General features: G+C 75.6%; 7 protein-coding genes. All 7 read left to right on the top strand.

The features are described from left to right. A partial coding sequence (locus ACFXA3_RS26765) for an amino acid--tRNA ligase-related protein (RefSeq protein WP_385190869.1) occupies positions 1-1,055 on the top strand: 1,055 nt, incomplete at its 5' end. Further along, positions 1,045-2,568, top strand: coding sequence for a class I adenylate-forming enzyme family protein (locus tag ACFXA3_RS26760; RefSeq protein ID WP_385190868.1), 1,524 nt, complete (start codon positions 1,045-1,047; stop codon positions 2,566-2,568). The genes ACFXA3_RS26765 and ACFXA3_RS26760, both read left to right, overlap by 11 nt. Positions 2,569-2,579: 11 nt before the next feature. After that, on the top strand, positions 2,580-3,398 hold the full coding sequence (locus ACFXA3_RS26755; RefSeq protein WP_385190866.1) for a sugar phosphate isomerase/epimerase family protein: 819 nt from the start codon (positions 2,580-2,582) through the stop codon (positions 3,396-3,398). Beyond that, a complete protein-coding gene (locus ACFXA3_RS26750) occupies positions 3,395-4,822 on the top strand; it encodes a pentapeptide repeat-containing protein (protein WP_385190864.1) in 1,428 nt (475 codons plus the stop codon). The genes ACFXA3_RS26755 and ACFXA3_RS26750 overlap by 4 nt, the downstream gene beginning before the upstream one ends. After that, positions 4,819-5,484: a PIG-L deacetylase family protein gene (locus ACFXA3_RS26745; protein ID WP_385190863.1), complete on the top strand. Its 666-nt coding sequence runs from the start codon at positions 4,819-4,821 to the stop codon at positions 5,482-5,484. The genes ACFXA3_RS26750 and ACFXA3_RS26745 overlap by 4 nt, the downstream gene beginning before the upstream one ends. Positions 5,485-5,518: 34 nt before the next feature. Further along, a complete protein-coding gene (locus ACFXA3_RS26740) occupies positions 5,519-6,967 on the top strand; it encodes a UDP binding domain-containing protein (protein WP_385190861.1) in 1,449 nt (482 codons plus the stop codon). Next, positions 6,964-8,283: an acyl-CoA dehydrogenase gene (locus ACFXA3_RS26735; protein ID WP_385190860.1), complete on the top strand. Its 1,320-nt coding sequence runs from the start codon at positions 6,964-6,966 to the stop codon at positions 8,281-8,283. The genes ACFXA3_RS26740 and ACFXA3_RS26735 overlap by 4 nt, the downstream gene beginning before the upstream one ends. Positions 8,284-8,373: the final 90 nt, after the last annotated feature.

The raw sequence follows: 8,373 nt of genomic DNA, 5'->3' as shown, positions 1-8,373 counted from the left end.
GCCCCGCGCCGCACCGGGACCGCTACCGGCAGATGCTGCTGGACCCGGCCGAGACAGCCCGCGCGCACGCCCGGGGCGCGGCGCTCAGGGCGCTGCGCGAAGGCCTGTACGCGCGGGGGTTCACCGAGGCCGACACCCCGTTGCTGCACCCGCTCCCCGGCGGGACGGCCCGCCCGTTCACGGCGCACATGAACGCCTGGGGCGTACCGCTGCACCTGCGGGCCACGGCCGAGATGTACCTCAAGCGGCTCGTCGTCGGCGGCATGGACAAGATCTTCGAGATCGGCCGGATCTTCCGGAACGAGGGCGCCGACGCCCTGCACTTCCCGGAGTTCACCGTCTGCGAGGCCTACGCCGTCGGCAGCGACTACCGCGATGCCGCGGCGCTGGCCGAGAAGCTGGTGGCCGCCGTCGCGAGCGCCGTGACCGGACCCGGTCCGGTGCCCCCGTCCTTCGCCCGCCACCGCTTCCACGACCTGCTCGGCTCGGCGCTCGGCGCGCCGGTGGACGGTTCGACCCCGCGCGAGGACCTGGCCCGCCACGCCGCGCGCCACGGCATCGCGGCGCCGGCGGGAGCCGGCCCGGGCGCCCTGGCCCTGCTGCTCTACCGGAAGCTGGCCGAACCCCTGCTCCACGGGCCGGCGTTCGTCTTCGACTTCCCGGCCGAGGGCGCGATCCTCGCCCGCCCCCACCGCCGCGACCCCGCCCTCGTGGAGAGCTGGAGCCTGGTGATCGGCGGACTGGACGTGGGCCAGGGGTGCAGCGAGCTGACCGACCCGGTGGAACAACGCCGCCGCTTCGCCGCCCAGGCCGCCACCCGGGCCGAGCAGGGCCTCGGCGCCACCGTCCTCGACGAGGGCTTCCTGGAAGCCCTGGAACACGGGCTGCCGCCCCTGGGCGGCCTCGTCCTGGGCGTGGACCGGCTCCTCACCGCCCTGCGCGGCGGAGGACGCCTCCGCGACCACCAGTGCCACCCCATCGCACGGCCGGCCCCCGCGCCGTCCGCCGCCACCGGCCGACACCCGCTCAGGAAGGAGCACCGCAGTGTCCACTGACCACGAACGCCTCGACGGCCTGCTGACGCGTGCCTGCGCCCGGTTCGCCGACCGGCTCGCGCTCGGCGACGGCACCGGCTCCCTGACCTACGCCGAACTGGCGGCCGAGGCGGCGGCGCTGCGCGCCGAACTGGCATCGGCCGGCCACCGCGCGGCCGAGCCCGTCCTGGTCCGGGTGGGCAACCGGAACGCCGACCTCGCCGCCCAGCTCGCCGTGTGGCAGGCCCGGGGCATCGTCGTCCCGGTCCACCGGAGCACCCCGGACGCGGTGCTGGGGGAGACCGCCGAACGCACCGGCGCCCGCCTCGTGCTGGACACCGCGCACCCCGCCGGCGGCCGCACCCGCGGGCTCGGCCCGGCAGCCGCTCGCGTCCCCGGTGAACTCGACGCGGACCAGGCCCTGGTGGCGTTCACCTCCGGAACCACGGGACGCCCCAAGGGGGTCGTGCTGTCGCACCGGGCGCTGACCGCCAAGCTGCGGGCCATCGCCGAGGTGCTGCCGTTCCGGCCCGGCGACCAGGCCCTGCAGGTCCTCCAGCTCAACTTCACGTTCGGGCAGTGGACCTCCCTGCTGACCCTGGCCACCGGCGGCACCCTGCACCTGCTGCCCCGGTTCGACGCGCCGGACGTACTGCGCCGCCTCGCCGCCCGTCCGGCCGACCGGATCGCGGTGGTGCCCAGCATGCTGCGCCTGATCGACCGGGAGCTGAGCACCCCCGGCACGGGAGCCGAACTGTCCGCCGCGCTGCGGGCGTCCGGGGGCCCCCGCACCTGGATCACCGGCGGGGAACCGCTGCCCGCCGGGCTCGGCCGCCGGCTGCGCGCCGCACTGCCCGGCTCCGGCATCGCCGACGTCTACGGGCTCAGCGAGACCTCGACCTCCGACTTCATCCTCACCCCCGACCAGTACGGGACGGCGGCCGGCACCATCGGCCGGCCGAGCCCGGGCGTGGAGTTCCGCATCGCCACCGGCGACGGGCCGCCCCGGCCCCCCGTTCCCGGCACCGTCGGCGAACTGTGCCTGCGGACCCCCCATCTGATGACCGGCTACCTCGACGACCCGGCCGCCACGCGTGCCGCGATGGACGGCGACTGGCTGCGCACGGGTGACCTGGCCACCGTCCGTCCCGCCGACGGCATGGTGGAACTGGTCGGCCGGAAGAAGCAGCTGATCTCCCGCGGCGGCGCCAAGATCGCGCCGCTCGAGGTGGAGCGCCCGTACGCGCAGCACCCGGACGGCGCCGGCTGCCTGGCCGTCGGCGTCCCGGACCCGATGCTCGGGGAACGCGTCCACCTGCTGTTCGTCGCCGCCCCGGGCACCAGCCCCACCGAGGAGGAACTGCGCGCCCACGGCCGCCGCCACCTGGAGCCGTACCAGGTGCCCGAACGCGTCCACTTCGTGGCGGAACTCCCGCTGGGCAGGACCGGCAAGACCGACCGCGCCGCCGCCGCCCGGCTGGCCGCCGCCATGGCGGGGACCGGGGCCTCGGCCGGGACGGGGGCGTCCCGGTGACCCTGCTGGGCGTGTCCACGGCGGTGCTGGCCGACCGGGACGACTTCGAGGCCCTGCTCGCCTACCGGCCCGACGTGGTCGAGTTCTACGGATATCCCGCGACGGCACTGCCCCGCATCGCACGGTTCTGCGCCGACCACGGCATCCGCCCGGCCCTGCACACCCCCGTCCCCCACGACGGGGTCCCGCCCCGGCGCTTCGCGCCCACCGGCCCGGACCGCCGCGAAGCGGCGGCCGCCCTGAGGCTGACCGAGGCCACCGTGCGCTGCGCGGCCGACCTGGGCGCGCTCCACGTGGTCGTGCACTTCCCCAGCCCCTATCCGCCCTACGAGGAGGCGGGGTTCGAGGAGGCGTCCCGGGACTTCCTGTCCGCGACGGCCGCACTCGCCCGCGAGCACGGCGTCGCCGTACTGATCGAGAACCTCTCCGCCCACCCGCTGCTGCGCACCCCCGAGCAGTACCACCGGGCCCTGGCCGCCCACGGCGAGCTCGGCCTCTGCCTCGATCTCGGCCACGCCCACCTGCTCGGTGCGGACAGCGGGGCACCCGCCGGCTTCGCCGCCCTCTTCGGACCCCGGATCCGCAGCATGCACGTCTACGAGACCACCGCGGAGCGCTACCCGCGGTACGGGCACGAGAGCGCCGACCGGGGAGGCACCCCGGCCGAGGGCTTCATGGGCCTGTCCGAACTGCTCCCCGACCTGCTGCGCCGCACCCGGCCGGCGGCGCTGGTCATGGAGCACGAGCCGGTCCGACCCGGCAACGAGCCGGCCGCGGCCGACTGGCTCAGAGAACTGATCCACCACCACGACGCAGGAGCGATCGTATGAGCAACAGCACTCACCTGGGCCTGGTGACCCGTCTCGCCGAGGCACGGGGCACGGACCGCACCACACTGCTGAAGGAACTCTCCGAGACCACCCAGCACCTGATCGACACCACCGGCCGGGGCCTCGACCTGACCGAGGCCGACCTCACCGGCCTCGACCTGAGCGAAGCCGACCTGCGCCGCGCCACCCTGAACCGGGCCGTCCTGCACAGCACCCGGCTGGTCTCGGCGGACCTCTCCGAAGTCTCCATGGTCTGCCCCGGCATGGAACGCACCGACCTCCAGGGCGCCAGCCTGCGCTCGGCCTACGTACACGCGCTCGCCGCACAGACCTGCACCTTCGACGGAGCCGACCTCTCCGGCCTGCGGGACGCCACCGGCACCCTGTTCCACGGATGCAGCATGCGCGGCACCGTCCTGGACGGCGCCCACCTGGCCGGTTCGTTCTTCTACCAGTGCGACCTGTCGGACGGCTCCGTCCGCACCGCCAACCTCCAGGGCGCGCTCGTCAACGAGTGCCTGCTGGACCACGCCGTCCTCGACGGCGCCCTCGTCGACCAGCTCACGATCACCAAGTCCGCCCTGCACGAGACCTCGCTGCGCGGCGCGAGCGGGAAGGGACTGGTGCTGCAGCGCCTCACCTCCGCGGACGGACTGGTGCTCGCCGACGCCGCCCTGCCCGGTCTGCGCCTGTCCGAAGTCCGGGCCGACCGGGTGAACGCCGCGGGGCTCGCCGCCCGCGAAGCCGACCTCACCGAAACCGTACTGACCGGCGCCGACCTGACGCGCGCCGACCTCAGCGGCGTCCGGATCAGCCGCTGCGACCTGCCCGGCACGCTGCTCACCGAGGCGCACCTGACCGGCGGATCGATCGCCTCCAGCAGTCTGCGCGGCGCCGTACTGCGCGGCGGGCACGGCGAGAACCTGCACGTGGTGGAGAGCGACCTGACGGGAGCGGACCTGTGCGGCTTCACCGGGCGCTGCCTGACGGCCCGCGACGTCCGGCTCACCGGGGCGAACCTGCGCAACGCGAACCTCTACCGCGCCATGATCACCGGAGACCCGCCCCGCGCCATGAGCCTGCGCGGCGCCGTGCTGGAGGGCGCCACCCTGGTCCAGGCCTACATCGCCGCGGACCTGAGGGAGGCCGACCTGCGGGGCGCCAACTGCGCCTACAGCCGCTTCAGCCAGTCGGACCTCAGCGGCGCCCGCCTGGACGGCGCGAACATGTACCAGTCCACCTGGATCAAGGTCCCCGTGCGGGGCGCCGTGCTCACCGGGGTGCGCGCCCCGGTGTTCGCCAACCGCTGCCCCGGCCTGCCCGATGCGCTGCAACGCGCGGGGGGCCCCGCCGCGGCGGAGTTCACCGCCTTCCTGAAGGCCTTCGACGCCGCCCTCGCCACCGGCCGCAAGGGCTCCACGTGACCCACGTCCTCATCGTCGCGGCCCACCCCGACGACGCCGAACTGGCGCTCGGCGGGACCATCGCCCGTCTCACCGACCACGGCACCGAGGTGACCGTCGCCCTGTTCACCGTCTCCGAGACGCCCGGCGACGGCGACCCCGGACGCCGCGCCCGGCGCATCGAGGCCGCCGAGGCCGCCGCCGGGATCCTCGGGCACCGGCTGCACTGGCTGGGCGACGGCCGCCACGACCAGGTCGAGGACATCCCCGAGTACCGGGCGGTCGGGCTCGTCGACGACCTGGTGGCGCGGACCGCACCCGACACCGTCATCAGCCACTGGGACGGCGACTCGCACGGCGACCACGTCCGCGTCGCCCGCGCGGTCATCGCCTCCTCCCGGCGCTGGCCGCACGCCGCACTCGCGCAGTTCGGCCCCAACGAACACCGCACCGTGCGCCACGCGGAGTTCGTCCCCAACCTCTACGTCCCCACCGCGGACCAACTCGCCCGCAAAGCACGGGCCCTGGCCTGCCACCGCTACCCCGGGCAGGGATTCCGGGCCCTGGACACCGCCGCCGTCGCGCTGTTCGACCGGGCGCGGGGGGCCGCCGTGGGGCTGGACGCGGCCGAGGGGCTGCGCCTCGTACGACACCGCATCACCCCCGGCCGTCCGCTCCTCTGAGAGCGCGGCCCTCCACACCGAGGGAGTCACCGCCATGACATCACTGACCACCGAGAAGTCCTGGGCACCGCCCGCCCCGTCCGACGCGCCCGCCCCGTCCGACGCGCCCGCCCCGTCCGCCGTCCCCGTCCGGACGGCCGCGCCCACCCTCCCCGCCGCCGGCCCCGACCACCGGGCCGACCTGCTGGCCCGGCGCACCACGGCCTGCGTCTGGGGCCTCGGCCACATCGGATGGTCCACCGTCGAAGCACTGCGCGCCGAGGGCGTCGCCGTCGTCGGGTACGACATCGACCCCGTCCGGGCCGAGGAACGGCGAGCCGTCGCGTCCGGCCCGGGCGGCCCCGCCGCCCACGTGACCTCGGACCAGGCCCGCGCACTGGCCGACGACGTCGCCGTTCACTTCATCGCCGTGCCCACCGAACGCGAGGCGGAACCCTTCGCCGGGGCGCTGGTCGCGGTGTTCGCCGCCATCGTCGCCGCCACCGCGGCCCGGCGCCCGGACCGCCCGCCGCTGGTGATCATAGAGTCGACGCTGACCCCGGGCACGGTCGAGGACCTGCTGCTCCCCCTCGTCACCTCGGCCGGCCTCGAACCCGACACCGACCTGCTGATCGCCCTCGCCCCGCGCCGCGACTGGTTCCTCGCCGAGGGGTACGGCCTGCGCGACCTCGACCGAATCTACTGCGGCGTCGCGGAGCGCTCCGCCGACGCCGCCCGTGACGTGCTGGGACTGATGTGCGACACCCTGCACCGCGCGCCCGGCCACGTCGAGGGCGAGCTCGTCAAATGCGTCGAGAACGCCTACCGCCACGTGGAGATCACCCTCGCCAACCAGCTCACCCTGGCCTACCCGCACGTCGACATGGTGGAGGTGCTGCGCCTCGCCGGCACCAAGTGGAACATCGGGACCTTCCACCCGAGCTTCGGCACCGGCGGCTACTGCATCCCGCTCTCCAGCCGTTACCTCCTGCGCGGCGCGGCCGACGCCACCCGGCTCTCCCTGCTCAGCGAGGCGGTGGACACCGACATGGCGATGCGCGGGCTCGTCGCCGAGGCGGTCGCGCCCCGGGGCCGGGTGCTGGTCCTCGGGGTCGCCTACAAGGGCGGCATCAAGGTGGCCACGCTCAGCCCCACCGTCCGGATCACCGAGGAACTGCGGCGGCTGGGAACCGAGTTCAGCGTGTACGACCCGATGTACGGCGCCGAGGAGATCGACACCCTGCTCGGACCCGGCACGGCCGCCACCGATCTGGCCCGGGCCTTCCGGGAGGCGTCCACCGTCCTCGTCGTGCCCGACCATCCGGAGTTCCGCGGGGAGCCGTACCTCTCGCTGCTCGACGAGCACCGGGAGCGGCCGCTGCTGGTGCTGGACAACCACGGGGTCTGGGCGGACCGCACGTGGCCCGCCCACATCGCCTACCGGAGGGCCGGCGGCAGCGGCTGGCTGGCCGTCCCCGACGGCGGACCGGCGGACCCCCGATGACCGGCGCCTCCTCGGCGGCACCCGTGGCACCCGCGGGACTCGTGGCACCCGTGTGTCCGGGCGGCGCGCCCGTGCGGCCGGGCACGCTGCCCGGCCCCGTACGGCCGGACTCCCCGCACCCACCGTCTGACGCGCTCACCGACCCCGTGGTCGCCCGCACCCGCGCCCTGGCCGTGGCGCTGCTGGCCCCGGCCGCCGCCACGACCGCGGAGTCGCAGGTCCCGCGCTCCCACCTGGACGCCCTCGGCGCGGCGGGCGCCCTGGGCACCGCGGTGTACCGGCCCGCCGGACCGCACACCCCGGCACAGGTACAGCGCGCGGTGTCCGAAACGATCGCCGCGGCGGACGGCGCGACCTGGTGCGTCTTCGCCCAGCACCACCACCCGCTGCGCGAGGTGGCGGCCTCACCCGCCCCCGCGGTCCGGGAGCGCTGGCTCGACCCCATGACCCGCGGCCGGGTCCTCGCCGCCGTGGCGACCTCGCACCTGCGCCGGCCCGGCCCGCCGGCCGTCACCGCCGTCCGTGACGGGGACGGCTGGCGGCTGCACGGCCGCCTCGCCTGGCTGACCGGCTGGGGGATCGCCGACGTCGTCCTCGTGGGTGCGCTCACCCCCGACGACCGGATCCTGTTCGCCCTGCTGGACTGCGACGAACGGGCCGGACTCACCGACGTGCGCCCGCACCGGCTGTGGAGCATGGCGGCCACCGGCACGGTGTCGGCGCGCCTGGACGCCGTCGCCGTCGCCCCCGACCGGCTGGTCGCCCTGCACCCGGGAGCCGGCTGGCGGCGCGCCGACGCCGCACGCCGGCCGAACGTCAATCCCGGCGTGTTCGGCACGATCGCCGCCGCCTGCGCCTGCCTGACCGGTGCCGGAAACGGTCCCGAGTACCTCGAACTGGGCCGGCGCATCGCCGCCGAGGCGAGCACCCTGCGCACCACCGCCTACCGGCTGATGGACGAGGTACCGGCGCACGAGGCGACCACCGAGCGGCTCGCCGTCAGGGCGGCGGCCCTGGAGCTGGCCGGCCGGGCCGCCACCGCCTGCGTCGCGGCCGGCGGCGGGGCGAGCGCCACCGCCGGCTCGCTGCCGGCCCGATTGCTGGCGGAGGCCTCCTTCCACCTCGTACAGGCGCAGACCGCGGAGAGCCGCACCGCCACGGGGGCACGGATGCTGGCCGTCACCAACGCCGTCACCAACGCGCCCACCGACTCCGCCACGAACGCCCTCACCGACTCCGCCCCCAAGGCCGTCACCGACTCCGTCACGGACGCCGTCACCGACTCCGCCCCCAACGCCGTCCGGAGCACCCGGTGACGGGCCCCGGGCGGCGCCGCCGGGTCCGCCTCGCGGGCACCCGCCCCACCGTCTTCACCGAGAATTCGGATCGCGCCGGCCTGGACGGCG

Source organism: Streptomyces sp. NPDC059456 (assembly GCF_042750055.1).
Taxonomy (GTDB): domain Bacteria; phylum Actinomycetota; class Actinomycetes; order Streptomycetales; family Streptomycetaceae; genus Streptomyces.
This window is presented reverse-complemented; position numbering and strand designations above follow the sequence as displayed.